This window comes from Parabacteroides sp. Y3-G-102, assembly GCF_023656845.1.
Classification (GTDB): Bacteria; Bacteroidota; Bacteroidia; order Bacteroidales; family Tannerellaceae; genus Parabacteroides; species Parabacteroides distasonis.
The window spans coordinates 54203-79347 of the sequence record NZ_JAMOKU010000008.1; the positions used below are offsets into that span (position 1 = coordinate 54203).

Annotated in this window: 17 protein-coding genes; 9 read left to right on the top strand and 8 right to left on the bottom strand. The window is 48.9% G+C overall.

Annotated elements, in window-relative coordinates; translation table 11 throughout:
• Positions 1-8 precede the first annotated feature (8 nt).
• The 9 genes from NBH16_RS05525 to NBH16_RS05565 all read left to right on the top strand — a co-directional run bounded on the left by NBH16_RS05525 (position 9) and on the right by NBH16_RS05565 (position 13571).
• Positions 9-1673 carry a SusD/RagB family nutrient-binding outer membrane lipoprotein gene (locus tag NBH16_RS05525; RefSeq protein ID WP_195301024.1) on the top strand — a complete coding sequence of 555 codons (1665 nt, stop codon included), beginning with the start codon at positions 9-11 and terminating at the stop codon, positions 1671-1673.
• A gap of 172 nt (positions 1674-1845) precedes the next feature.
• Positions 1846-5151, top strand: a complete 3306-nt coding sequence (locus tag NBH16_RS05530) for a SusC/RagA family TonB-linked outer membrane protein (protein ID WP_250788206.1) — start codon at positions 1846-1848, stop codon at positions 5149-5151.
• Between the two features lie 4 nt (positions 5152-5155).
• On the top strand, positions 5156-6751 hold the full coding sequence (locus NBH16_RS05535; RefSeq protein ID WP_057326479.1) for a SusD/RagB family nutrient-binding outer membrane lipoprotein: 1596 nt from the start codon (positions 5156-5158) through the stop codon (positions 6749-6751).
• Between the two features lie 89 nt (positions 6752-6840).
• Positions 6841-7242, top strand: coding sequence for a nickel-responsive transcriptional regulator NikR (gene nikR, locus NBH16_RS05540; protein WP_057326478.1), 402 nt, complete (start codon positions 6841-6843; stop codon positions 7240-7242).
• Between the two features lie 91 nt (positions 7243-7333).
• Positions 7334-9217, top strand: a complete 1884-nt coding sequence (locus NBH16_RS05545; RefSeq protein WP_057326477.1) for a TonB-dependent receptor plug domain-containing protein — start codon at positions 7334-7336, stop codon at positions 9215-9217.
• A 131-nt stretch (positions 9218-9348) separates the two neighbouring features.
• Entirely contained in the window at positions 9349-9744 is a 396-nt protein-coding gene (locus NBH16_RS05550; protein WP_005863076.1) for a response regulator, read from the top strand.
• Between the two features lie 123 nt (positions 9745-9867).
• Entirely contained in the window at positions 9868-11982 is a 2115-nt protein-coding gene (locus NBH16_RS05555) for a KamA family radical SAM protein (RefSeq protein WP_250788207.1), read from the top strand.
• A 71-nt stretch (positions 11983-12053) separates the two neighbouring features.
• Complete coding sequence (locus NBH16_RS05560; protein WP_005863072.1) at positions 12054-12596, top strand: ferredoxin domain-containing protein; 543 nt, start codon at positions 12054-12056, stop codon at positions 12594-12596.
• Positions 12597-12602: 6 nt separating this feature from the next.
• Entirely contained in the window at positions 12603-13571 is a 969-nt protein-coding gene (locus NBH16_RS05565) for a hypothetical protein (protein WP_122378559.1), read from the top strand.
• 198 nt (positions 13572-13769) lie between these two features.
• On the opposite strand, the gene NBH16_RS05570 is transcribed toward NBH16_RS05565, so the two are convergent.
• The 8 genes from NBH16_RS05570 to mfd all read right to left on the bottom strand — a co-directional run bounded on the left by NBH16_RS05570 (position 13770) and on the right by mfd (position 24973).
• Positions 13770-13919 carry a type II toxin-antitoxin system RelE/ParE family toxin gene (locus NBH16_RS05570; protein ID WP_122144201.1) on the bottom strand — a complete coding sequence of 50 codons (150 nt, stop codon included), beginning with the start codon at positions 13917-13919 and terminating at the stop codon, positions 13770-13772.
• Positions 13913-14155, bottom strand: coding sequence for a hypothetical protein (locus NBH16_RS05575; RefSeq protein WP_122144202.1), 243 nt, complete (start codon positions 14153-14155; stop codon positions 13913-13915). The genes NBH16_RS05570 and NBH16_RS05575 overlap by 7 nt, the downstream gene beginning before the upstream one ends.
• Before the next feature lie 56 nt (positions 14156-14211).
• Positions 14212-15507, bottom strand: a complete 1296-nt coding sequence (locus tag NBH16_RS05580) for a Na+/H+ antiporter NhaC family protein (RefSeq protein ID WP_122144203.1) — start codon at positions 15505-15507, stop codon at positions 14212-14214.
• 56 nt (positions 15508-15563) lie between these two features.
• Positions 15564-18152 carry a DUF5686 and carboxypeptidase-like regulatory domain-containing protein gene (locus NBH16_RS05585; RefSeq protein ID WP_122369231.1) on the bottom strand — a complete coding sequence of 863 codons (2589 nt, stop codon included), beginning with the start codon at positions 18150-18152 and terminating at the stop codon, positions 15564-15566.
• Positions 18153-18331: 179 nt separating this feature from the next.
• On the bottom strand, positions 18332-19159 hold the full coding sequence (locus NBH16_RS05590) for a DUF6261 family protein (protein WP_250788208.1): 828 nt from the start codon (positions 19157-19159) through the stop codon (positions 18332-18334).
• A gap of 342 nt (positions 19160-19501) precedes the next feature.
• Positions 19502-19657 (bottom strand): hypothetical protein, encoded by a 156-nt coding sequence (locus NBH16_RS05595; protein WP_192922580.1) that lies wholly within the window; start codon positions 19655-19657, stop codon positions 19502-19504.
• Between the two features lie 24 nt (positions 19658-19681).
• On the bottom strand, positions 19682-21583 hold the full coding sequence (locus tag NBH16_RS05600) for an AMP-dependent synthetase/ligase (RefSeq protein WP_250788209.1): 1902 nt from the start codon (positions 21581-21583) through the stop codon (positions 19682-19684).
• Between the two features lie 27 nt (positions 21584-21610).
• Positions 21611-24973, bottom strand: a complete 3363-nt coding sequence (gene mfd / locus NBH16_RS05605; RefSeq protein WP_250788210.1) for a transcription-repair coupling factor — start codon at positions 24971-24973, stop codon at positions 21611-21613.
• Between the last annotated feature and the right edge of the window lie 172 nt (positions 24974-25145).

The following is a 25145-nucleotide window of genomic DNA, read 5'->3' on the forward strand; positions in this document are numbered from 1 at the left end:
GAATTATTATGAAAAGTAGTATAAAGATATTAGCAGCTTGTTCGTTTATGATGGCGAGTATGGCCAGTTGCGACCTGACAGGTATAAATGAGAACCCGGATAAGCCGACGGATGATGTAAATTACAATATGAGCGAACCTCGATTGGCCTCTACGCTACGTGGTGGGATGATTATCGATGGTGATGTGGAACAACGCTTGAAGCCTTTGCAAATTGATTTCTACTCTCAAATGTTGGTCGATGGCGGTGGCTGGGCAACTAAGAATTATATCCAAAATGACGAGTGGAACAATTTAACATGGCAGGCGTATCTGACACAGATCTCCTCTATTAATATCGTGATCCGTAGTTTGATGGAAAAAGATAAGGACTTATACGCTAATACGATCGCTTTCGCTCGTATCTGGCGTGTGTATATCCATAGCCTGGCTGCGGATAAGTTTGGTCCGATGCCTTTCCCGGCCTATGCTACCGTAGAAGATAATCCTCCTTATAAATCGGTGAAGGATATCTATTATGAATATTTCACGGAATTGGATGAGGCGTTGAATAGCTTCAGCGATAGCGCTGAGCCTATATTCTCGGATGCTGGTATCGACTTGGTTTATAAGAATGACGTTTCTCTTTGGAAAAAATTTGGAAACTCCTTGCGTCTTCGTTTCGCTGTTCGTTTATCTGAGGTGGATCGAGAGAAATGTGTCGCTGAGGCAAATGCCGCTTTGACATCCCCTTGTGGTTTGATCTCAAGCAAGGCTGATAATGCTTATATGCCTCCAAAAGCGGATGGTTCTTGGGGACAGGACTATAACTATACGATGTTCCAGATTACTTGGAGCGGTCCGATCTGTATGTCTAAGTCATTTGAGAAATTAGTGACTAATATCGGTAATATCGATTGGCCTGCCGGCGTGGTAAACCAGACATCCGGAGTTGCCGTATCGAATGTACATCCCGCTAAGGTAGACCCTCGTGCCCCGAAGATGTTCCAGCCGGGTATTGAGAATGGTGATTGGAAAGGTTTGGTATACGGTGCGAAAGCAGAGGAGGCGAATACTGGTATTTATCAGTCTAAGCAATGTGCAGAGATGGGCTTTATTATTAAAGATGGCGCTCCGTATAAATCTCGTCCTTATGATATGTTCCTTTCTGAGGAAGTTGATTTCTTGAAAGCTGAGTTGTTCGCCCGTAATTTGGTCGCCGGTGATGCTAAAGCTGCTTATGAGGCAGGGGTACGTGCTTCCTTCGAGACTTGGGGTGTATCGGGTGATGTTGAGGAGTATTTGGCTTCCACGGAAAAGAATGAGGCTGGTACCAGCGCGAAATATGACGATCAACAAGGCGCAGGCAATACGGCTTTAGAGAAGATCATCACGCAGAAATATATCGCCGGACTTCCAGATTTGGCGCAGGAAGCTTGGAATGACAAGCGTCGTTTGAACTTGCCTCGTTTGGATGTGGCTGTTTATCGAGATCAAGCTGTATATAATAATAGTGATACAAATATCTTGAATCCTCAAAATTTCATCAAACGTATGAAATACCCGATGAAAGAGCAATTGGTAAATGCTGCTGAATATGAGAAAGGCAAATCCATGTTAGGTGGGAAAGGTGATGTGGTTTCGACCCCGATTTGGTGGGATAAGAATTCCAACTATTGCACATCTTCAAAATAAATAAACAGACAGATTGATTATATTGAGCTTTAACAGAAGCTGATGGTTATTCTCGTTTGGAGATACTTATCTGTGAAGAACAGTACTCCAAGCGAGAATTTTTTGTTATAATTGAATAGTATTAGATAATAATTCTTACATTTACCCATGATAAATTGTGCGTGTGTAAATTATGAGATTATATATTTATATCTTCATTCTACTATTATTATGTATATTCCCGCTGGGCGCCCAACAGGAACGTTCGGAATCCTATATTCGTATCTCCGCTCCGGTTAGCTTGGCGGGCGCTCTGGATGAGATTGAGAGTCAAACCAATTATTCTTTTATTTATGACGCTCAGGTGATCAATTTATCTGAGAAAGTGCGTAAATCTTTATCCGGACGTACGGTTTTCGAGATTTTAAATTTATTATTTAAGAACACGGAGATCGTCTATACGGTCATGAATGACCAGATCATCTTGAATAAGAAAGAGGCGATAATCCAAATGCAACAAAAGCTGGATGGTAAGGTAAAAGGCATCGTGACCGATCACAAAGGAGAGCCTATTGCCTGCGTGAATGTGGTGGAAAAAGGAACGAGAAACGGTACGATTACGGATATGGATGGCAGCTTTGTATTGGAGCTTCCCGAGGAGGCTACTTTGGTTTTTTCTTATATCGGTTATCGTTCACGGGAAATTGAGTATGAGGGGCAATTGTCATTGAATGTGCAGTTGGAGGATGACGCCCAGATTTTGGACGAGGTAGTTATTACGGCTCTTGGTATCGAGAAGAAAGAATCTTCCTTGCCTTATGCCACCCAGTTAATCACAGGTGGGGAATTGGTAAGGGCCAAGGATTTTAATTTTATGAGTACGCTTTCCGGAAAGATGGCTGGACTCCAGATTAACCGGACTTCCGCCGGTCTGGGTAGCTCGTCCCGGGTGATTATTCGAGGTGGTCGTTCCGCATCCGGAAATAACCAGCCTTTGTATGTGATAGACGGTGTCCCGATCTTGAGCATTAGCAGTGAGCAAGCCTTGACAACGATCGGTGGTACGGCCGATGCCGGTAACCGGGATGCGGGCGATGGTATCTCTAATCTAAATCCTGATGATATAGAGAGTTTGAGTGTCTTGAAAGGGGCTTCGGCCTCTGCGTTGTATGGGGGACAAGCGGCGAACGGTGTGATCTTGATCAAAACGAAAAGAGGTAAGGCCGGGGTACGGAATATTCATTTCTCCTCGTCGCTGACTGTTGATCAAGCGATCAGTCTCCCCAAGTTTCAGAATGAGTTCGGACGGATGGAAGGGGCGGAAACTTGTTGGGGAGACCGGGCTTCTCTTCCGGTCTATGACCCTGTCGGCGATTTCTTCCGGACGGGTATTACCGCTATTAACTCATTGATATTTACGGCAGGGAATAGCCATGTGCAAAATTATTTTTCGTATGCCAATACGACCGCACGGGGCATCGTTCCTAAGAATAATTTAAGCAAGCATAATTTTAATCTCCGTGAAAGTTCTTCTTTCTTTGATGATCGTTTGATCTTGGAGGGGCAGGTAAACTTGATACTCCAAACAATCAAAGGAAAACCTACGGCCGGGGGATTTTATATGAACCCGTTACAAGGTTTATACACGTTTCCTAGAGGGATGGATATGGCACCTTATAAGGAGAACTTTGAGGTATATAACGAGAAACGGAATATGAACGTCCAGAACTGGTATACTACGATTACTGATTTTGAGCAAAATCCTTATTGGTTGGTCAACCGTACGGAAAACGAGGACAAACGTGCCCGTGTGTTGGCGTTGGCTTCCGCTAGTTTCAAGGTGACAGATTGGCTTACATTACAGGGCCGTGGAAATATCGATTATGTGAATGATAAGTATCAGCAGGAAATATACGCTTCTACCTCTCCGGGTATCGCCGGTGAGAACGGGCGTTACATTTATTACACCTACCAGACTACGTTGCTCTATGGGGATTTGATGGCCAAATTGAATAAAAGCTGGGGTGATTTCTCCTTGAACGCCGCTATCGGTACGAGCATAACGGACACACGCACCAGTGCGTTGAGGCTGGATTCGAAAACGGCTTCCTTGTATTATCCGAATGTCTTTACGATCGCTAATATTAACATGTCGTCCAGTGCCTACATCGAGGAGTCGGATGACGCACGCCGGCAAATGCAATCCTTTTTTGCTATGGCGCAGTTGGGATATAAGGAAAGCCTTTACTTAGATGTGACCGCACGTAATGACTGGTCATCTACCCTTGCGTTTACGGAACGTAAATCAAGAGGTTTTTTCTATCCTTCAGTCGGTCTTTCTTGGATTATCCCTAAATCCTTTTCGATGCCTTCCTTGATATCTTTTGGGAAAGTACGGGCTTCTTGGAGTAAGGTGGGTAATGATATACCCTTATTCGTTAGCAATACGGTAGGCCATATCGCCGCGGGCGGGATTCCCCAGCCGAATGATACGGCTCCGTTCGGTACCTTGAAGCCGGAGATGAGCAGTTCTTTTGAAATAGGTACCGAATGGAAATTCTTTGATTATCGTATGGACGTGGATCTTACGTTCTATAAGACCAATACGAAAAATCAACTCTTCTCTTTACCTTCTTCCGCTGGAGCCGCATACAAGTATTATTTTGTGAATGCGGGAAATATACAGAATATGGGAGTGGAATTGACGTTCGGTGCGGTTCCTATCTTAACGAATCAGTTTAAATGGAATACGACACTCAACTTTTCCCGGAATAAAAATGAAGTAAAGAAACTACATGATGATTTGGCTAGCTTTATTCAAGGAGATGAAGGATTCTCCTCTAGCTATACGATGCGTTTGGTGGAAGGTGGCTCGTTTGGTGATATCTATGGGAAAGCTTTTGAGCGGGATAAATATGGTGCGATCGTGTATGGTCGGGACGGCTTGCCCCAAGAGATCGGCAGCGGGAATACGGCTAAGGTGGGGAATTGCAATCCGGCGTTCTTATTGGGTTGGGGAAATAGTTTCACGTATAAGGATTTCTCGTTCTATTTCTTGATTGACGGGCATTTTGGGGGAGATGTGCTGGCCCAGACTCAGGCTGTGCTTGACCAAACGGGAGTGAGTAAGGTTTCCGGAGAGGCCCGTACGATGGGGTATGTGGATTTGGAAGGGCATCATATTTATAACATAAAAGGATTTTATGAGCAGGTGGGAGGACGAAACGGTGTGACTGAATATTATATGTACGATGCTACCAATATCCGTTTGCGGGAGTTATCTTTGGGATATACGCTACCGAAGAGATTGCTGGGGAGAAAACAATTTCTCAAAAAGGCGGAACTGTCTTTTGTCGCCCGGAATCTATTCTTTATTTATAAAAAGGCTCCATTTGATCCGGATGCCGTGCTTTCGGCGAGCAATAGCAATCAAGGGATTGATATATTCGGGATACCGACTACGAGAAGTGTCGGCTTTAATGTGAAACTTTCATTCTAAGCGTATGAAGACGAGATTTCTGAATAAGATGGCAGCTCTGTTGGCTGTATTACTCCTTTTTTCCTGTACGGGTAAATTCGAGGAGTATAATACCGATAATACGGGTTTTACCGATGAGCAGAAAACGTATGATTATAATACGTTCGGTGTCTGGCTAAAGGTAGTCCAGATGGGGATTTATTTTAATTATGATTGGGGGAGTGGCAAGAACTGGCATTTCCAGACGATGCAAAATCTGAATGCGGATATGTTTTCCGGTTATATGCATGATTTTAAACCCTTCAACGCAGGATTGGGGAATACGGTCTATAATTTGCAGGATGGCTGGAATGGTACGATGTGGGATAATACGTATGGATATATCATGACGGAGATAAAGCAGACGGAAGATCATTCCCGTGATAAATATCCGGCTTTCTATGCGATCGCTAAAATACTGAAAGTAGAGATCATGCATCGGATCTCGGATTATTATGGCCCGATTGTGTATACAAAGTTTGGGGAGTCGGATGCCGGGGTAATGCCGGATTCCCAGAAAGACGCTTATTATGCTTTTTTCCAAGATTTGGGGGAGGCTATTCACCTGCTGTCTGAATATGATGGAGAAGAAACCTTTTCTCGTTTCGATATGATTATGCCGGAGAATTACAGGACGTTTGGGGAATGGATGCGTTTCGCCAACTCATTACGTTTGCGCTTGGCGATTCGTATCGCTATGGCCGACCCGGATAAGGCAAGGGATGAGGCGCATAAGTCGCTGACACATCCAGCCGGTTTGCTGGAGGAGGCTTATGAGGTCGTTGCGGTTTCTACCGCCGGAACCGGCTACTCGAATCCGCTGGGGGAGATCAATAAGGCGTGGGGAGAGGTTTTTATGAACGCTAATATGGAATCGATCCTTAAAGGATATAAAGACCCTCGATTATCCCGTTATTTTGAGCCTGCTACCGGACAGGGATATTCCGGGGAGTACCGTGGAATCCGGCAAGGGACAGGATTTAATCATTCCCGCTATAGTGAGCATTCGAGAAGCACGATTACCCAGAAAACGGACGCTATCTTAATGACGCCTGCGGAAGTTTGGTTCTTACGTGCGGAGGCAGCCTTGCGGGGCTGGTCCGGGGAGGACGCCGGGACTTGCTATGAGCAAGGCGTACGATCATCGTTCAATCAATGGAGGGTAGGAGAGGCGAACGCTTATTTACAAAGTGATCATGTAGCCGCCGATTTCGTGGATACGTTTACTCCCGACTATTCTGCGAAGGCGCTTTGCTTGGTGTCTCCGGCATGGGATGAAGAAGCCTCTAGGGAGACCAAGCTGGAGAAGATCATTACCCAAAAATGGATCGCTTGTTACCCCGAGGGCTGTGAGGCTTGGGCGGAGCAGAGGCGTACCGGTTATCCCCGTTTGTTCCCGGTTTTGGTGAATAAAAGCAATGGAAAGATCGATATGCGAACGATGATTCGTCGTTTGAATTTCCCGGTTAGCATTATTTCCGGTAACCCGGCTCAATATTCCGCCTTGTGTGAGTATTTGGGAGGTCCGGATACCGGAGGTACTCGCTTATGGTGGGATACCGGAGTGAATTTTCGTGATTAGCGACTAATTTTTCCTCTTCCTGCCGATAGAATACCGAGATTCTTGAAAAAACACTACCTTTGGCACCGAAAATTATAAAAAAAGGGTTTATGTCTTTAAAACGTTTTGGTGTCTCTTTGGAAGACAATCTGTTGGAATCATTGGATCAATATGTGAATGAGAATGGCTTCGCCAATCGTTCACAGGCGATTCGTTTTCTGATAGAGAAGAATGTAGCCGAACGTAAATGGCAATGCAACCATATCGTAGCCGGGACGATCGTGATCATGTATGACCAAGTCAAGAAAGAGATCTCCTTGAAAATCACGAGTATCCAACAAAATTATAAGGATGTGATCTTGTCGTCTTCCCAGTATTATATCAATCAGAATTTTTGCTTGCATATAGTGACGGTGATGGGAACGGCCCACCGCTTGACGGAATTGTCGGATAAGTTGACGACAATCAAAGGCATTAAGCATGGTAAGTTGGTGATGAGCCGGGCGGATTAATGCTTTTTTTTGCGGGTTTGGTAACACGTTTTTTAGTAGACGTGCTACTAAGGGATGTTTAAAATGATAAATATTATAGATGTAGTAGTATATGAGAAAAGAACTTTTACTGGTTTTCGGACTGTTGATAGGCTCCATGGCATTTGCGATAGATCCGGCAGAGATTGACAGTCTGATCAATTTGAAAGGGGTGGTGGTTTCCGCCAACAAGATCCATGTGAACCGGAACAGTGTGCCGTTATCTATCTCGGTCATCGAACGGGAGGAGATTGAGGCTAGCAGTGAATCGGCGTTGCTTCCTGTATTATCGGAGTATGTGCCGGGATTATTTGTGACACAAAAAGGAATCACAGGATTTGGTGTTTCGGAAGGAGCGGCTGGAACCGTAAATATTCGTGGCGTAGGGAGTGGAAATAAGGTTTTGATGTTGTTTGATGGACAACCGCAATGGGCAGGTGTGTTCGGACATGCATTACCTGATACATATGTTGCTTCGGATGTTGAGCGGGTAGAAGTTATCCGTGGACCGGGTTCTTTATTATATGGCTCAAACGCTATGGGAGGAGTTGTTAATATTATCACTCGTCATCATAAACAAGAAGGAAGGCGTACGCAGGCCCGTGTGATGTATGGTTCCTATAACACACAAAAATATATGGTGAATAATGGTTTTAACGTTGGGAAGTTCAGTAGTTTTGTCTCAATTAACCATGATCGTACTGACGGACATCGTCCGAATTCGGATTTTAATATTACTAATGGTTTTGCTAATTTGGGATATACATTCAATGAACATTATAAGATAACAGGAGATGTTAGCTTAGCTAAATCTAAATTTCAAAATCCAGGGAAGACCTCGGCTCCTGTATTAGATAATAAGATGGATATCCTGCGTGGTACGGCATCTATGGCTTTGGTAAATAATTATGGGAAAATGAGCGGGGCTTTACGTTTGTTTTATAATTGGGGAAATCATAAGATTAATGATGGCTACGATCCGGGAGAGAAACCATTGACTTATTTATTCCGATCTGATGACCACAACGTCGGTGTCTTATTATATGAGTCTTTTCGTTTGTTTAAAGGGAATAACTTTACCGTAGGTATTGATTATAAAAACTGGGGTGGACATGCTTGGAATGATAATAACGATGGCTCTGAAAAAGAATTGGTTGACAAAACTGTGAATGAAACGGCTGGATATGTCATTATGCAACAGGATTTGTTTGATATGTTAAGTTTGAATGCCGGCGTTCGTTATGAGCACAGCAGTACTTATGGTGGAGAATGGGTCCCTCAAGGGGGAGTGACTGTTCGTCCTTTTGAGGGAAATATGATTCGGGCTTCTGTTTCTAAAGGTTTTCGTAGCCCCAATATTCGTGAAATGTATATGTGGGGAGCTGCAAATCCAGATTTGAAACCGGAGAGTATGTTGAATTATGAGGTGGCTGTCGGACAATCTTTTTTGGGTGGTGATTTATATGCTGAGTTAACCGCATTTTTTATTGATGGGAAAGATATGATTTATTCGGTGAGCGTAAATGGGGATAATAGGCCTCCTTTCAAGAATCTAAATACGGGTACCTTTACAAATAAAGGTATTGAGTTTGAAACTCGTTATCAAATTTGTGAGAATTTAAGTATGAACTTAAATTACAGTTATCTGCATATGAGTAAGCCTATTCCTGGTGCCCCCGGTCAAAAATTTTATGTAGGGGCTGTTTATAAACCGGGACGTTTTACTTTAAATGTAAATGTACAATCTATCTTTGATCTATATACCAATGAAGGTTGTACAGAGAAGGAAGATTTTACAACCTTGAATGCGAAGGCAGCCTACCGTTTCGGTACACGTGATAAAGGCTTGAATCTATTTGTCAAAGGAGAGAATTTAACGGCTACCCGTTATTCCATCAACGAAGGATTCCCGATGCCGAAGGCGATATTTATGGGAGGTATAGACGTAACTTTCTAGCATGGGTGGAAAAAGAACTTCCCCGAATACTCATATCTCCTTGAATTTTATGTCTACTTTCTAATATTTGTTTTATCTTTGCTTCATCAGAGTTTATTTGATTTTGATTAAAAGAATAAAACGTTATATATATGGATGTGAAAAATGATTTGAGTGGAGGAAAGCCCACGTTGCTAATCGCGGAGGATGAGGAAAGTAATTATTTACTTCTGAAGACCATTTTACATAAATATTGTAATTTGATCCGTGCTAAAACTGGTTTGGAAGCTTTGGCTCTCTTTAAGGAAAACGAGGTGGACTTGATCTTGATGGATATAAAGATGCCTGAGATGACGGGTATCGAGTCTTTGAAAGAAATCCGTAAGCTATCGAAAGATATCCCCGTAATCATGCAGTCGGCTTATGTATTCGACTCTGATATGGAAGCCGCTAAAGAAGCCGGGGCTTCCGGTTTTATCACGAAGCCGATCAATCTAAAGGTATTGAAAAATACGATATCGCAGTATTGTCCGTCGATCGTATGGTAAGGATTTATTAAGATGTTTTAGATTTGTATAAACGGCATTTTGCCGTATTTTTTGTTATTTTTGTAGAAAATCGTCAAGAGGGCGCTTTACAAATGTATTCTAATCTACAAAAATGACATGCTTATGATAAAAAAAGAACATCTTGTATCCGACATTTCTAAACTAAAAAAAGTATATAATCAGAGCTTCCCTTGGTTGGTGACCTTAGCGGAAGAAAGTGAGAACGCAAAGTATTTTAAGGATGCTTTGCGTTCTCTTATTTTATCCCGGCTCACGGAAAAGGAAAGTACCCAAGAAAACGTAGGAATGGCGGTGGCGAGACGTATCCTTCTTTTGATTGAGCATGATGATACTTTCGTGGACGAGCTGTCTACGGGCGAGCGTCTTCCGGTGCGGACGGTCACTTATCTTTGGCAGTTCCTGATCGGCCATTTGGAAAATGAGGTCTCTCCTGATTTATTCATTGACCTATACCATCAGTTTGATTTATTGGAATATCCGGTTGAGATCCTACCGGACCGGGCATTGGTGAAAAGGCAGATGAGCCGTTGGCCGACCGGGCTTGACCCGGAGGTAATCGCTATCCGTGAGAGGAACAAGGAGCGTATCATCGCTTGCTTGATCAAGAAGATAGAAAGACGCCATAGCCCTTCGTCACGTTTTCAGTTCGCCGAGGGCATCTCCTATGAGGAGAAAGAGGCCCGGGTACGTGAATGGTGGAATACCGCTCGTTTCCATTTGTCGATGGCGATCAAGAGTCCTACGGAATTGAACTCCTTTTTGGGATATTCCCTGTCGGACGAGACGATGAGCTTATTGGCTCGTGCCAAAAAGAAGGGGATGCCCTTTTTTGTGACTCCTTATTATCTTTCCCTATTAAATATAGAACATGAGGGGTATGACGACGCTACGGTGCGATCGTACATCATGTACTCGAACGAGCTGGTAGATACGTATGGAAGCATTAAGGCGTGGGAAAAGGAAGACATGGTCGTTGCCGATGAGCCGAACGCGGCGGGTTGGCTATTGCCGGAGGGACATAATATACACCGGAGGTATCCGGAGGTGGCGATCTTGATCCCCGATTCGATGGGGCGTGCCTGCGGTGGATTGTGCGCTTCTTGCCAGCGCATGTATGATTTCCAGAGCGAGCGGTTGAATTTCGATTTCGAGGCTCTGAAGCCTAAGGAGAGTTGGGACCGGAAGTTACGTCGTCTGATGCGTTATTTTGAGGAAGACGCCCAACTGAGGGATATCTTGATAACGGGCGGGGATGCCTTGATGAGCCAGAACGCTACCTTGCGTAAGATATTGGAGGCGGTATATAAGATGGCGGTGCGGAAACGGAAGGCGAACGAGAGCCGTCCGGAGGGCGAGAAGTACGCCGAGTTGCAACGGGTACGGCTAGGTTCCCGGTTGCTGGCTTATCTTCCGCTGCGTGTGACCGATGAGTTGGTCGGTATATTGAGGGAGTTCAAGGAGAAGGCTTCCGCTATCGGCGTGAGCCAGTTCTATATACAAACGCATTTCCAGTCTCCACTAGAGGTGACACCGGAGGCGAGGCACGCTATCGAGGCGATCTTGGCGGCGGGCTGGACGATCACGAATCAGTTGGTATATACGGTTTCGGCTTCCCGTAAGGGACATACGGCGAAATTACGGCAGACCTTAAACGCCCTTGGGGTGGTTTGCTATTATACGTTCTCCGTGAAAGGATTCCTGGAGAATTATGCGGTTTACACCCCGAATAGCCGCTCGTTGCAAGAGGCTCGTGAGGAGAAGATCTTCGGGCAGGTGCCGGAGGAGAAACAGGCGGAGTTGTATGATATGATCCGTAACCAGCGTCCTTTAGGCAAGTGCTTGGTTCGTTTCCTGAAGGAGAACGGGTTGCTGTTCGCCGGGACGGATCGTAACGTGTTGAACTTGCCCGCTATTGGTAAGAGCATGACTTTCCATACCATTGGACTGACTTCCGAGGGAAAGCGGATTCTTAAGTTCGATCACGACGGGAGCCGTCGGCATAGCCCGATTATCGATCAAATGGGTGAGGTCTATATCGTGGAGAATAAATCCGTGGCCGCTTACCTTAGGCAATTGAAGGAGATAGGCGAGGATGTCAATGAGTACCGTACGATCTGGAATTATTGCGAGGGAGAGACCGAGCCTCGTTTCAGTATTTATGAATACCCGGCTTATCCCTTTAAGGCCACGGACCGAATGACTAATCTTGAATTATGAATTCTATCCTCATGTGTTTGCCTTGGTTTCGTATATTTTGCTTAATTTTGTTTCATTGAATTTAGAAGGATATGATACAGAACGAAAGAGAAATCAGGCATGAGCTTGTGTTACAGGCCGCACGCCGCATGATGACAGCCGCTCGCACGGCTCCTAAAGGCAAGGGTATTGATATCATAGAGATAGCGATGGTGACGGATGGGGATATCTTGCGCCTGTCCGATGAGATGATCCGGATAGCGGCCGAGACCGGATTCAAGTTCCTGCTTCGTGACGCCGAGAATATAAAGAGTGCCGACGCCGTGGTGATTATCGGTACCTCCCAGAAAGTACAAGGCTTGAACTGCGCCCATTGCGGTTTCGATACCTGCGTGGAAAAGCCGGACTTGGTTCCGTGCGCTATTAATTCCGTCGATCTGGGTATCGCTATCGGCTCGGCTTGCGCTACGGCGGCGGACCTGCGTGTGGATACTCGTGTCATGTTCAGCGCCGGCTTGGCGGCCCAACGACTGGGGCTGTTGGGAGACTGTAAATGCGTGATGGCGATACCGGTCAGCGCCTCGTCGAAGAACCCGTTTTTTGATCGTAAACCGAAAGAAGAACCGAAAAACTAGAAACAAATGAGTGACTCTATTCTAAAATTCGCGAATAAGCTGGAGATACGTTATTCCTTTAATAATAAATCCAATTATATGGATGCCATGACCAAGCACCGGTGTGAGAAGGAGATTCTTACGCTGATACGTTCCTTGGCGGATATGCTGGACGTGAAGCTGACGGTTTACAACGAGCCTTACGATAAGGAGGGTGGTTTCCGTGAGAAGCTGGGCGTGGCTGGGGAGAGTAGCCGCTCTATCTCTATCGTGTTGAACTTGGTGATGCAGATATTGACCCGTCCTTCCTTGTCGGTGGGTGGACAACCGCTGATGGATCGTACGCCGGCGGACGAGGAGGAGATGCAGCGTGAGCTGTCTAAGTTACGCCGTGAACTACGGCTGAAGACTCCGGGGGCTACGCCTTCACGCCGCTTGATCGACCTGTTGAACGCCTCGCCTCGTTTCTGCAAGTGCAAGTCTAATTTCTACGAGGCTTTGAAAGGGTATCCGAAGGTGACGAAAATCTCGGTACGTGAGTTGAACGAGAAGGATCGTAGCCGTTCCGGTTCGCTGGAGGTGAAGCGGGACCAGTTCGATTATTTTATCTTGCGTAGCGACGATCTGCCTACGGTCAAGGATAATAAGGCCACGATAGAGATCATCTCGCCGGTACTGAAAGACAGTAAGTATCGGTGGAAAGGTATCTACAACAAGGGAGGCGAGACGATCGATTTCTATATGCAAGATGAGGATTTCAAGAAACAGATGTTCGAGGACAAGATCTCGTTCACGAGCGGCATGTGCATCGATTGCGTCTTGGAGATCGCCCGCCGTCTGTCGGAGCTAGGAGAGGTGGTCAACGTGAGCTATACCGTGACTACGGTGATACGTACCCGTTTCGATAAGATGGAGATCGTCACCCCTCAAGGCAAGCGGCATCTTCGTAAACTGGAAGCCGCGAAGAAGCAGCTTACGCTGGATTTGTTCGGCTAATCCGACAGCGGTATTCCCATCGCTCCCAAACACTACCGTGTTCCCACCTGAACACAGTAGTATTCATCAGCGAACACAATAGTATTCAATCCCGGACACAATAGTCTTTTTGCTTTGAATACTATTGTGTTTTCACATAGAGGATCTGTACGTCTTATTTATTCTTCTCCAAGCTTATCTTGTAATAGTGTGGGATTATTATGGGAACATTTCCAGTGTACGTGCGGCATCAAACAGGGCCTTCTTTATATTGTCGGCAGTTTGGGGACTATGCTTTACCGAACGGTAATATTTGCAGATGTCAAATAAATCTTGCTTGGCATTTTTCTGCCATTTTATTTTTACCATGCTTCGGCTTCTTTTACTAGGTCGTCGTGACTTTGTCCTAGGCCTTGGCGGGCATCTTGTACACCTTGGCGTACACGTTGTGTCAATTCGTCAACGTCATATTTACAAGGGCTGTCCCGTTCGACTTTATTTCGCAGCTGGCACAGATATTTTTTCAGCTGTGTCATCGCCTCTTCGTTATCTAGCAGGAAATTAAGATTCTCGAAGATGTCTGCCCTTAATTCCATAGTTGTCATACGGATCCTCCTTATTCTTTAAATGAGTACTGTGAGCAAAGATAATGTTTATCCATTTAATTTACCGTATATTTCCTCGGATAATTGAATAAGATCGCCAATAAGGCGCCTGCCCCCAATAGATACGGGTAGTAAAGATATTGCATGATCTCGATAGGGGAGACATGCCCGAGTCCGGCGGCCATCAACATCTGGGCGCCGTAGGGGATGATTCCCTGTACGAAGCAAGAGAAGATATCCAATAGGCTGGCGCTGCGGCGGGGATCTATCTTGAACCGGTCCGCTATATCTTTGGCGATCGGGCCGGCCATGATGAGGGCGATCGTATTGTTGGCCGTGCAGAGGTTGGCGAAACTTACCAAGGCCGCTATGCTCATCTCGGCCCCCTTGGAGGAATGGATGCGGGAGGTAAGCTTGCGGATGATCCAGTCGATACCCCCGTTATAACGGATCATCTCCAACATGCCTCCTGCCAGAAGCGTCACGATAATCAGCTCGCCCATATTCGTGATACCTAGTCCCATGGAGGCGTTCCAGCCCCAGATATCGAAGCTACCGGTCCACAGACCTACTATACCGGACAGGACGATCCCGATGAATAGCACCAGCATGACATTGATCCCGCAAACGGCGGTTACCAATACCACCAGATAAGGGATCACCTTGACCCATTCGATCGGGGCGGGGGCGTAAGCGTTCTCCACGCCGCTTCCCACCAGCACGTATATCAATCCGGTCAGGATCGCTATCGGGAGGGCGATACGGATATTCACCTTGAACTTATCGGACATCTGGCAACCCTGCGTGCGGGTAGCTACGATAGTCGTATCGGATATGAACGACAGGTTATCGCCGAACATAGCGCCGCTCACCACGACACCCAGCATAAGGGCGTCTGGCATCCCCGTCTTGTCCGCTATACCGACAGCTACCGGGGCCAAGGCCACGATCGTGCCCACCGACGTACCTACCGAGATGGATATGAAGCAAGCGGCTAGGAAGATTCCGGCCGCCAACAGGTTACCGGGCAGGATGGACATCGCCAGATTCACGGTAGCGTCTACGGCACCCATCGCCTTGGCGGTCTGCGCGAAGGCCCCGGCGAGGATGAAGATCAATACCATCAGCATGATATTACTGTTGGCCGCCCCCCGGCAGAACTGCTCGATGCGGTTGCTTAATTTGCCTCCCTTGGAGATCGCTATCGCTACGATCGAGGAGATGACGAAGGCTACCGTTATCGGCATCTTATAGAAATCTCCCGCCACGATAGATACCACCAAATAAGTCAATAAGAATACCACCAGCGGTGTCAACGCCCAAGCGTTCGGTCTGCGTTCCAACTCCCCCATTTTTTCTTATCTCTCTTAAATTAACTGTCAACTGTCAATTCTCTACGTCCCTTCTCTTAGAAGGAGAACCGCAGCGCTATACGCACGCCCCCCTTCTTGATATTCGGTTGGTCCAGATACGTCAACCGGCGGTAATAATCGATCCGTAATATCTTGAAGATGTTCTCCAGACCTACGCTGGCCTCCAGGTAAGGCGTACGGCCCATCGGCGAGGTTCCCTCGGGGAAACGGTATAGTCCCGTCGGGTCCAAGGCAGGGTTGTTCTTATCGGTCAGTCCTCCGTAGAAACCGCTGAACGATATCACCTCACGCAAACGTAGCCACTTCACGCCGGGAATACGGTTTAAGATCCATCCCTTCATATAATACGTGAAGTAGAACGAAACATACTGGTCGCTTACGAACTCCAGCGCACGCATCATGTTGAAGGCTTGCGGCTGGATCGTGATGGACTGGTTGGTATTCGGCATGATGAGCAAGGGGAAAGGAACCTTGTCCCATACCTTGCCCGCCGTCACCAAGGCGTCGATATGTCCGAAGGAAGAGAGCCAGATCCGTTTCTCGGCGCTGATCTCCGTATGGTTGTAGTTGAAGTCGCCCCCCAACACGTTCTTCAATCCCATCTGATGGGATAGCTTGAATACGGGAGCGTCTTTCGAGAGGTTGAAAAGCGAGTTCTTACCCTCTCGTCCGTTATAGGCACGCTCGCCCGGGGCGAAACGAAGCTGGGTCCCTAGCTCCGTGTTGGTGAAACTCTTTAGGTTCGTCAATGTCCCGTCGGCGTCGTAACGGTCGTAGCGGAGCGTTCCGGCCGCCTCGTTGTTCTCGTTCCGCGCCCAAGTGGTAAGGGTCAGGCCATTCAGCCATTCCTTCTGGTACTGGAGCATGGTCTTGCGGATGTATTGCATCATGGTGACGGGCTCGCCCACCTTCCATGCCACGAACATATTATCCTTGCTGGTGAAGAGGAAGTCCTGACCAGGCGTATATACGTCGTACTCTTGGATCGCAGAGATATTGTTCACCGGGCTTTCTCCCTCGTGATATTTCTTCTTGTTCACGCTATACGTCAGCTTGGCGTTATACTTTAGCTTACGGTCGTTTACGCCATAGGCCAGATAACCGCTACCGAACCAGTGCGGGTTGAGGTTTGCCGTCGTCATACCTCCCACACGCATGCGGAAGCCCTCCAGATGGTTGGCGCTGAACGTGGTATTCATCGGTCCGAAATCGAACTTGCTCTTATCCTTGTCCGCCGTGGTCGGGATATAACCGGTGATCAATATCTCGGCGGTCTTGATGATCACGTTGAAAGCCGGTACCTTGCGAAGTTGCGCCAGCAAGTCGTCCAAGGCGCTCTCTTTCTCTTTCAAGGGGACATGGCGGTTGTGTATCCAGAAGGTGTCGGTCTGGGCGGTGGCTTCGGGCAGCTCATGGATCGGACCGAGAAGGCCGAAGATCGAGTCGGCGTTCTGCACGTCGAACTGATACTTATCGAAATTCCTTAGCTGGTGGGCATAGAGCTGTTGCGCCCCTTTTACAATATAGAAATTAACGTAGGTATTCTCGTTGGCGAGCACCCAAGTGCTATCCGGCATCCGCTTGAACTCTTGCTCGATCCGGAGCTTGTCCACCCAGTTGAGGTTGATGTTCGCCGGGGTGTTCAAGAGGAATTTCTTGACGGCGTAATTACCGTCCAGCGTGATGTACAAGCGGCCCGTGAAGCCGTAACTCTGGCTGTTTACGGGCACGAAGGCGAGATCCACACATTTATCTCCGGCAACGTCCACCGTATCCATGATATAATATTTGTAATAGGAGACAGCCAGCGTGGAAGATAACGGGCTCACGAAACGGTTCAACAAGATATTGATATTGTTGTCGAAGATATTGACGCCCTTGAATATCTCCTCAAGGTTGGCGGTGATGGCGCCTCCATCGTCCAAGGTCTTGTCGATACCCTGCTGGCGCTTGGCCTTGGTGATCGTCTTCTCCGCCTTGGGATGTTTGCGGTAGTATTGGTCGGAGATCGTCTCACGGACGGAGATCGTCAGGATCGGTTTCCCGTTGAACTCCGAGGTATCCAGATAGTTCTTGATGAACTTGAATTTCTTCAGGAACTTATTCTTCTCGAGATTGGGGTTGAAGTCGTCCAGCGACATGCTGAGCTTCTCGTACACCTCGCTTTGGTACTCGTCCTTCGCCTCGATGCGGTTGTCGTTCTTATGCTCTATGACTTTCTTGATCAGTTCCACGGCGGGGTTGTCCTTGCGGGAATATTTCTCACGTTTAGGCTTGACGACTACCTCGGCAATCTCGAACGAGGTAGGCCGGAGGAGCACGTTGAGGGCGTTGTTCTTTTGCCCCGCCTTTAGGTTTACGACCTTATTGTCATATCCAAGCGAGGATACGACCAGCCGGGTAAGCCCTTTGTCATTCTGGAGGCTGAAAGCCCCGTCATCGTCGGTCATCGCCCCGATCGTCGAGTTCTCGAACATGACGGATACGTAGGATAGGGGTTCCCCGCTTACGGAGTCTCTCACGATTCCGGATGCGGAAGTTATGCTCTGGGCGTATAGGACGGAAATGCCGGTCACGAATTGTAACAGGACTAGCAAAGTGATATAGCGAATAGATCTTATCATGTAAATGTCTCGTTATTCCTTCACGGATAATACTGTTGGCAAAGGTATGTTTTTTTCGTGGGAGGGAGGGGGGAGAGGCTATTAATAATCATTAATCACCGGGTTTCCCACCGCTCGATGGGAAACCCGGCGGTAGAAAACGCGAGCTTCATTATTTAACGAAAAAGATCTTCATTATTTTATATCTCTGATGGCGAGTCGCTGTCGGTAGCGGGCTTGTCGCCTTCTTGTTTCTTGGCGGCTGCGGCCCTCGCCTGCGCTATGCGTTGGTTGTAGAGGGCGTTCGTCTCGTCGACCAGCGCATTGAGGCGGCTGATGAAGGCGGCGGTCTCTTGAGTGGGCTTCACCACGCTTTGCGCGAAGGCGTAGGTGGACATCTCGTCGTATTCCTCGTCCATGCGTAGGCGGATTTTCTTGGCGCTCTCTACGGGGTCGTCCGCCTTGGCGTTGGTGCGTTGCTCGGTGAGCGTGGCGTATTGCTTGTTCTTCTCTTTCAGCGCTGCTACTACTTCGGTGAGGTTGATCGCCGCCAGCGCCTCGGGCATCCCGGCCTTGTCGAGGTCTACCAGCAAGCCCTCGATGGCGGCCGTCTCCTGCAAGTTGGCGAGGCGCGCGGCTCCGATGTAGGGCTTTACGGGAAGGTATAGCTTCTCGGCCGCCGTGCGTTGCGCCGCCAGCGGGCTTTTCGTCATTTGGGTAATAGTGGAAGTAATGAAGATCAAGAGATCATCCCTCTCCTTGTCGAGGGCGGACATCTGCGCGGTCTCCTCGCTGGCCGAGGATTGGTTCACGGCGTCGGTCAACAGGGCGAAATCGGTGGCGAAGGCCGTACGAAGTTCTTGGGGGATGCCCAGCGGGTCGTTCGGGTCGAAGCTGATCTCGTCGGGAGATTCCGAGTCGCCTCCGCCACCCGCGAGCAGGTTCCCGTAGCGGGCCATGAAGGTTCGGTACTCGGCGTTGTTCAATTTCGTGATGTTAATGTCTTTTACTTTTGTAATCTTTTCCATTTTCTTGTTGATTTAGATCCATGATCAGGTTTAATACTGGCTAAAGGTAAGACAAATCGGTGGATATAGCTCTGGAAACTACCGTATTTTTCGCGGATTCGACCTCGCGGCAGGTGAAAAGTCGAATCTTGGGAAAATACGGGGCTTACATCGGGCGCGAAACGGAATCTTGGGGAAATGCGAGACCTTGCGGCGGGTGCACGGTCGAATCTTGGAAAAATACGGGGGGTACATCGGGTGCGCGGTCGAATCTTGGGGAAATGCGGCACCTCGCGGCAGGTGCGCGGTGGAATCTTTAGAAAATGCGAGGCCCAACCTTGGTGGCCGGGCCTCGCCGATAAATCATTTCTTCTTGATCACGATGATACGTGTGCCGCCCTCGGGCTGTACCAGATCCCCGATCTGCTTGCCATTGTCATCTAACGTAGGAACCAAGAACGGATAATATTCCGGGTTGTAATACTGCTTCGTGCTTAGGGAGCCTTCTCGGGGACGCATGGAGTAGGCGAGCACGCCGCGTCTCTACAACGCCTCCTTGTTCCACTTGTTCAGCGGGTTCTTCCCCTCGGGGGTATAGAGCTGGGCGATACGGGCGGCGTAGGCTTTCTCTACCTTGCCCCGGACGATCTTCATAGTGCTGTTTACCATGCCGTTTTGCTCGGTGAAAGGCTCGGGGAGGATGGCGAAGGTAGTCGGCAACCAACGATCCGGGAATAGAGTAGACAGGTCGCCTCCCTTGCGGAAACGGTCGATCTGGCGCTGGATGATACGGATGGCCTCTTCTCGGCCTTGATCGCTCGTGAGGTCCAGATTCTGGTGGGCCAGATGCTTCCTCAACCGTTCTTTGTTAGGGACCAACAGGGCGGTCGTGTACGGACTCTGGTTATTGTACAGGATCAGCTGGTCGATGCAAGAGGAATGCTCTACCAAGGCTTCCTCTATACCCTCCGGACTGTATTTCTCCCCGTCGCTTCCGATCAGCAGGCTCTTGAAACGCCCCAACACATAAAGAAGCCCGTCACGCATATATCCCATATCCCCGGTGTACAGCCAACCCTCCTTTACGGTATCGGCCGTCGATGCCGGGTTCTTCCAGTAGCCGGCCATCACGTTCTCTCCCCGGATGACGATCTCGCCTTTCTCCCCCGGAGGAAGTACGTTGCCGTCCATGTCGCAGATCTTTAGGTCGAGGGGCCGCACCAATACGCCGCTACTGCCGAAGGTATGGCGGCGGGGGCCGTTGGTCGAGATGATCGGTGTCGCCTCGCTCAGCCCGTATCCTTGGTACATCGGGATTCCCAAGGCGTAATAGAACTTCTGCAAGTCCTTATCCAGCAAGGCGCCCCCTCCGATAAAGAACTTCAGCTCGCCCCCGAAGTTCTCACGGACTTTCGCGAACAATAGCTTGTCGAACAAACGGACCAGTGGCTTCAAGAGGACGCGGAAACCTTTTCCTTCCTCCTCGTCGCTATCCCCGTTATAGATATAACCGATCCGTAAGGCTAGGTTGAAAAGGCGGACGGCGTTCTTGCCTCGCGCTCGGATACCTTGCTCGATATTCTTCTTGAAGTTCTTCGCCAAGGCGGGGACGCTCAGTATCAGGTACGGCTTGAACTCCTTTATATTGATAGGGATATTCTTCAAGGTCTCCATACCGGTACGCCCTACCTGCACAGTAGCTACCGAGGCTCCCTTCGACATGAAGATGTAGAATCCTACCACGTGGGCGAAGCAATGGTCCAGCGGGAGGATCACCAACGTACGCCACGTATCGTCTATATCCACGCAAGTGAGCGCTTGCTCCACGTTCGCCGTATAGTTGCGGTGGGTGAGGATCACGCCTTTCGGATCGGCGGTCGTGCCGGAGGTATAGGTGATGGTGGCGTAATCATCGTTGCCCAGCGATTGCCCGATCGCCAAGAACTCCTCTATCGGATGAATACCCAGATAGACCTTCCCCATCCGGCGTATCTCGGACAGCGACATCTCACGGTCTTGGTATTCCGCTTGCTCATCGAGTACGATGATCTTCCGTACGGCGGGGAGCTGATCCTTGATCGCCCGGATTTTCTTGAGTTGCTGGCCCGATACCATGATATATTTCACGTCGGCGTGGACGAGACGGAACAGGAGGTCGTTCGCCTCCTCCAGCTTGATCGATAGGGGCACGTTCGTCGCCCCGGCGTAGAACATGGCCAGCTCGCCGATGATCCACGCGTTGCGCCCTTCGCTCAGTAAAGCCATATTATCCCCCTTTCGCACACCCAGCGATATGAGGCCGGCGCTTTCCTCATAGACGAGGTCGCGAACCTCGGCGTAAGTGGTTGGCTCGAATCGCTTGCCCGTCTTCTCCCATAAAAAAGGATTACTCGGGAATCGCTTGGCTGAACTCTCAAAAAGGTCTATAATCGTTTTCTTTTCCATATCTTTTCGTGTTTGTAAGAGGATGTGTCAAAAGTTGGTTGAGTTTATTTTTTCCATCTCTTGCAGGTAGCCGCATGCCGCTTCCACCGTAGGGACGTTCTTGATCACGATGCTTCGCTTGCCATTCTGCTCCCGGAGGTTGCATTCACGGGGATGCTTTTGGATGAAGCCCAGCAGCTTGCCGAACGCCTCGCTTTGGTAATACGGGCTGTCTGGGTTATTCACCAAGAAGAGGCTCATCTGCCCTTTCTTCAGGATCACCTTCTCCATACCCAGTTTCTTGGCCATGCGACGGAGGCGCACGATCCGGATCAATTCCTTGCCCTCCTTCGGTATCTTGCCGAAGCGGTCTTTCAGGCGCTCCGTAAAGGCGAGGATGTCACGTTCCTCCTCCATATTATCCAACTCCCGGTATAGGGAGATACGTTCCGAGTCGTTGGGGATGTAGGTGGGAGGGAACATCAATTCTAGATCGCTCTCGATATAGGTCTCCCGGACGTACTCGCTGCCCGTATCCCGGTGCCCTTCGGTGTTATCGGCGTAAAGATCGGCGAATTCCTCGCTTTTCAACTCGTCTACCGCCTCCTCCAAGATCTTCTGGTACGTCTCGTAACCCAGATCCGCTATGAAACCGCTTTGCTCGGCGCCTAGCATATTCCCGGCTCCCCGGATATCGAGGTCTTGCATGGCGATATGGATACCGCTACCCAGCTCGGAGAAGTTCTCGATCGCTTGCAACCTGCGCCGTGCCTCCTGCGTCAGCGAGGTGAGGGGCGGGGAAAGGAGGTAGCAGAAGGCTTTCCGGTTGCTTCGTCCTACACGTCCGCGTAGCTGATGGAGGTCGCTAAGCCCGAATTGCTGGGCGTTGTTGATGATGATCGTATTGGCGTTGGGCACGTCGATGCCGCTCTCCACGATACTGGTGGCTATCAATACGTCATACTCATAATTCACGAAATCGAGGATGATCTTTTCCAGCTTCTCCGGCTCCATCTGCCCGTGCCCCACGGCTACCCGTGCGTCGGGGACTTCCCGCCGTACCAAGGCTTCCATCTCGTAAATGTTCTGGATACGGTTGTTGATGAAGAATACCTGCCCGTTCCGGCTCATCTCGAAATTGATCGCTTCCCGGATGATATCGGGATTGAAACGCTCCACCTCCGTCTGCACGGGATAACGGTTGGGCGGTGGCGTGGTGATGCTGGAAAGGTCCCGGGCCCCCATCAAGGAGAACTGTAGGGTACGGGGGATCGGGGTGGCCGTCATTGTCAAGGTGTCCACGTTCACCTTCAGCTGCCGAAGCTTCTCCTTGACGGATACCCCGAACTTCTGCTCCTCGTCGATGATAAGCAAGCCCAGATCCTTGAAACGTACATCCTTGCCGACGATCCGGTGGGTGCCGATCAAGATATTCACCTCGCCCTCTTTCAGCTCTTTCAAGGTAGCCTTGATTTGCGCGGCCGTACGGGCCCGGCTGATATAATCGATCTTGCAAGGGAAATCCTTCAAGCGCTCACAAAACGTCTGGTAATGCTGGAAAGCCAGTACGGTGGTGGGTACCAACACGGCCACCTGCTTATTGTCCGATACCGCCTTGAATGCCGCACGGATAGCCACCTCGGTCTTTCCGAAACCAACGTCTCCACAAATCAACCGGTCCATCGGACGGGTACTTTCCATATCCGCCTTGACCTCGGCGGTAGCCTTCATCTGGTCCGGCGTGTCCTCATAGATGAAGCTGGCTTCCAGCTCATGCTGCATGAAGCTGTCCGGCGTGTAGGCGAAACCCGTCTCTTGCTTGCGTTTGGAATAGAGGAGGATCAAGTCCCGGGCGATATCCTTCACCTTCGCCTTGGTACGTTCCTTCATCTTTTCCCAAGCGCCTGTGCCGAGCTTGCTCAACTTAGGCGGCTCGCCGCTCTCTTTCCCCTTGTATTTCGATAATTTATGCAGGGAATGGATGCTGACGAATATAATATCGTTATTCTGATAAATCAATTTGATGGCCTCTTGCATCTTACCGTTCACCTCGGTGCGTACCAATCCCCCGAACTGTCCTACGCCATGGTCGATATGTACGATATAATCCCCCTGCGAGAACTGGTTCAGCTCCTTGAGCGAAAGGGTGATCTTTCCGCTTCGTGCCTTATCGCTCTTCAAGTTGAACTTGTGGAAGCGGTCGAACAATTGATGGTCGGTGAAAAAGCAGATGCGTAGCGTATCGTCGGCGAATCCCTCGTGTATCGTGCGGTTTACGGCGGTGAAAGGGATATTGTCGCCCCTATCCTCGAAAATCATCCGGATACGGTTGGCTTGTTTCTCTTGATCGCTCAATATATATAATGTATAGCCCTCGTCGAGGTATTTATGGAACGACTCGCTCACCCGGTCGAAATTCTTATGATAGATCGGCTGCGTTTGCGTAGAGAAATGGATGGTAGCGTCCGCCGTTCCCATCGGCCGTGCCCCGAAATGAATGCGACGGAAATCCAAGACCTCCCGTAGGAAGTCCTCGCCCCGGACTAATTTCTTCCGCATCTGGTCGATATCGGCGAAGGATTCCTCGTCGGCTACCACCGGATCGTCGTTCCATACGCTTCCGATGCGCTCCTTGCACCATGCGAGATCTCTCGCCGCTATGCAGGTGTTCCGGGGAAGGGAGCCTAGCAAGGAAGTACTATCCATGGCGTTCTTGCTCATCTCCGGTACGATATAGATGCTGTCCAGTTTCTCCTTGCTGAGTTGCGTCTCCACGTCGAACGTACGGATGGTCTCCACCTCGTCGCCGAAAAAGTCTATACGGTAAGGAAACTCGTTGGAGAAAGAGAAAACGTCGAGGATACTGCCACGGAGGGCGTACTGCCCCGGCTCATATACATAGTCGACCTGCTCGAAGCCATACTCGTCCAGCACGTCGGAGACAAACATATTATCCAGCTTCTCGCCCACGCTGATCTTTAAGGTATTCTCCTTCAATACCTCCCGGGCCACGACTCGTTCCGCCAAGGCGTCCGGATACGTGACGATCACGAAAGAGGCGTCCGGGTCTTGCAACCGGCTGAGTACCTCGGTGCGCAGGATCTCGTTCGCCGGATCGACATGCCCGTACTTGATGGCCCTCCGGTAAGCGGATGGGAAGAAGTATACCTCATCGCTGGCGGTAAGCTGCATCAAGTCGTGATAGAAATAGCCGGCTTCCTCTTGGTCGTTCAACACGCACACATAACTTCCCCTTCCTTTCGTAAAAAGAGAGGCGATCGTCATTGCCGGACCCGAGCCATTCAGTCCCTTTAGGAATATATTGCGGGACGTATCGTTTTTCAGTAAGGTGTCCAGCGCCGTCACTTGCGGGTGAGCGGCATATAGTTTCAATAATTCTTGTACTTCCAAAGCGAAATCTTGTTTCCGCGAAGGTAACCTTTTTGCTTAAGTTTTTATAGGTGTTCGTCCGGTTTCTTTCTTTATCAAGTAACTTTTACGGCTCTCTAAAACCACAGCGATAATTCGAGTAGGGGATTTTGGGGGAAATGCTTTTGGGCCCCCTGAAAAAGGGAGACTTATC

Excerpts from the sequence above, each read along its gene's own strand:
- NBH16_RS05525 (WP_195301024.1), top strand. The coding sequence starts at position 9 with ATGAAAAGTAGTATAAAGATATTAGCAGCTTGTTCGTTTATGATGGCG.
- NBH16_RS05530 (WP_250788206.1), top strand. The coding sequence starts at position 1,846 with ATGAGATTATATATTTATATCTTCATTCTACTATTATTATGTATATTC.
- NBH16_RS05535 (WP_057326479.1), top strand. The coding sequence starts at position 5,156 with ATGAAGACGAGATTTCTGAATAAGATGGCAGCTCTGTTGGCTGTATTA.
- nikR (WP_057326478.1), top strand. The coding sequence starts at position 6,841 with ATGTCTTTAAAACGTTTTGGTGTCTCTTTGGAAGACAATCTGTTGGAA.
- NBH16_RS05545 (WP_057326477.1), top strand. The coding sequence starts at position 7,334 with ATGAGAAAAGAACTTTTACTGGTTTTCGGACTGTTGATAGGCTCCATG.
- NBH16_RS05550 (WP_005863076.1), top strand. The coding sequence starts at position 9,349 with ATGGATGTGAAAAATGATTTGAGTGGAGGAAAGCCCACGTTGCTAATC.
- NBH16_RS05555 (WP_250788207.1), top strand. The coding sequence starts at position 9,868 with ATGATAAAAAAAGAACATCTTGTATCCGACATTTCTAAACTAAAAAAA.
- NBH16_RS05560 (WP_005863072.1), top strand. The coding sequence starts at position 12,054 with ATGATACAGAACGAAAGAGAAATCAGGCATGAGCTTGTGTTACAGGCC.
- NBH16_RS05565 (WP_122378559.1), top strand. The coding sequence starts at position 12,603 with ATGAGTGACTCTATTCTAAAATTCGCGAATAAGCTGGAGATACGTTAT.
- NBH16_RS05570 (WP_122144201.1), bottom strand. The coding sequence starts at position 13,919 with ATGGTAAAAATAAAATGGCAGAAAAATGCCAAGCAAGATTTATTTGAC.
- NBH16_RS05575 (WP_122144202.1), bottom strand. The coding sequence starts at position 14,155 with ATGACAACTATGGAATTAAGGGCAGACATCTTCGAGAATCTTAATTTC.
- NBH16_RS05580 (WP_122144203.1), bottom strand. The coding sequence starts at position 15,507 with ATGGGGGAGTTGGAACGCAGACCGAACGCTTGGGCGTTGACACCGCTG.
- NBH16_RS05585 (WP_122369231.1), bottom strand. The coding sequence starts at position 18,152 with ATGATAAGATCTATTCGCTATATCACTTTGCTAGTCCTGTTACAATTC.
- NBH16_RS05590 (WP_250788208.1), bottom strand. The coding sequence starts at position 19,159 with ATGGAAAAGATTACAAAAGTAAAAGACATTAACATCACGAAATTGAAC.
- NBH16_RS05595 (WP_192922580.1), bottom strand. The coding sequence starts at position 19,657 with ATGCGTCCCCGAGAAGGCTCCCTAAGCACGAAGCAGTATTACAACCCG.
- NBH16_RS05600 (WP_250788209.1), bottom strand. The coding sequence starts at position 21,583 with ATGGAAAAGAAAACGATTATAGACCTTTTTGAGAGTTCAGCCAAGCGA.